Genomic DNA, 1,836 nt, shown 5'->3' with positions numbered 1-1,836 from the left:
GTTCTGGAAGAGCACCAGGGCCAGCCCGGAGCCCGGGCCGATCTCGATGGGGAAGGTCTGGGCCGTGAGCTGGGCCACGTCCGGTGGCGGCGGGGCCTTGCGCTTGGCCGGGGCGCAGGCGGCGAGCCCGAGGACGGCGAGGGCCAGTAGCAGCACGGCCGGACGGTACGCTTTCATGCATCGCTCCTTGAACGGTCTGTCGTTAGAAGGGCTTGGCCGTCGGGGCCTTGCGCATCTCCATGGTCTTCACCTCGGGGGCCTTTTTGGCGTCCGGGGCGTCTTTCTGCTCCATTTCCTTGGCCTTGGGCGCATCCTTCTGTTCCATCTCCTTGGCCTCGGGAGCGTCCTGCCGTTCCATCTCCTTGGCCTTGGGCGCGTCCTTGCTTTCCATGTCCTTGGCGTCGGGAGCGTCCTTGGCGGTGACGGACCGGGAGCCGGGCGCGTCCTTGCCCCGGATGTCACGGGCCGTGGGCGCGTCCCGGCTCGTGGGCGACTGGCGGGACTCGATGTCCCGGGCGTCCGGGGCCGCCTTGGCTTCCAGGCTCCGGGCGTCCACGGAGCGCGCCTCCGGCGCGGCCTTGGCGTCGATGTCCCGGGCCTCCAGGGTGCGCGCTTCGGGGGCTGTGCGGGCCTCCACGGTGCGGGCTGCGGGCGCTTCGCGGCGCTCCAGGGACTTGCCCTCGGGGGCCGTGCGGGCCTCCACGGCCTTGGCCTCCGGGGCCTTTCGGGCCTCCACGGCGCGCTGGTCCGGTCCCTGCCTGGCCTGCACCTCCCGGGCCTGGGGGGCCTGCCGGGCTTCCACGCCCCGGGCCTCCACACTTCGAGCCGAGGGGGCCTCGCGCCCCTGCACTTCGCGCCCCGCCGGGGCGTCCTTGCGCTCGGGCGTGCGCGCCCCCTGGGAGGAGCGCGGGTCCACGCGGTTGCCCGACTTGTCCAGAAGCACCTGGCCCTCGGGCGTGTCGCGCACATGCACCCCCACGGCGCGCGACAGTTCCGCCGGACGCGCCGGGGCCTTGCCGCCGGGGGCGAGGCGCACGCCTTCGTCGCCGCACAGGGCGGGGAGCGGGTCTGCGCCCCAGGCCGAAAGGGCCAGGAGCGCCAGGACGGAAAGCAACGGACGGATTCTCGGCATACGGCCCCCTACACCTTCACCCGCACGATCTTGAGCATCATGGCGATGCCCACCACCTCCATGAGCCCCATGAGCAGGAGCATCAGCCAGCCGCCGAAGGTGGTGAAGAACAGCGACATGGATTCCTCGTTCATCTGGTAGAGCACGAAGCCAAGCACCACGGGCAGGGCCGCCAGGAACCAGGCCTGGGTCTCGCCCTCGGCGGTCATGGACTTGATCTTGCCCTGGATCTGCTTGCGCTCCTGGATGGTCTGGGAGAGCGTGTCGAAGATCTCCGAGAGGTTGCCCCCGGTCTCGCGCAGGATGGTCACGGAGTTGACGAAGATGAGCGTGTCCGGCGTGGGCACGCGCTCGGCCAGGCGGCGCAGGGCCGTGTTCAGGTCCGCGCCCAGGCGGTGCTCCTTGAGCACGAGCCCGAACTCCTGGGAGAGCGGAGCCTGGGACTTGGCGGCCGTCATGTCCAGGGCCTGGAGCAGGCTCAAGCCCGCGCGCAGGGCGTTGCCCGCCATGACCAGGCCGTCGGCCAGCTGGGCCTCGAAGCGCCTGGCGCGCCGCCGCCGCAGGAGGGCCAGCACGCCCCGGGGAATCTGGAGGAAGGCCGCGGACAGCGCCAGGGCGCAGAAGGAGCGCAGGGCGAGGCTGCCCGCCACGCTCTCGGAGCGCGGGTAGAGCTCCTCCGGGTCCATGGGCAGCTCCTCGGCCTG

The 1,836-nt window shown here is 71.9% G+C and carries 2 protein-coding genes; both read right to left on the bottom strand.

Annotated features, from left to right (window positions below):
• Positions 1–202 precede the first annotated feature (202 nt).
• Entirely contained in the window at positions 203–1,132 is a 930-nt protein-coding gene (locus ACV4UX_RS19140; protein ID WP_491594869.1) for a hypothetical protein, read from the bottom strand.
• Between the two features lie 8 nt (positions 1,133–1,140).
• The coding region (locus tag ACV4UX_RS19135) for a type II secretion system F family protein (protein WP_491594868.1) at positions 1,141–1,836 on the bottom strand (696 nt) is incomplete at its 5' end.

Source organism: Fundidesulfovibrio sp., from assembly GCF_058402725.1.
Note: the sequence above shows the minus strand (reverse complement) of the source record. Positions and strands in the feature narration are given on the sequence as shown.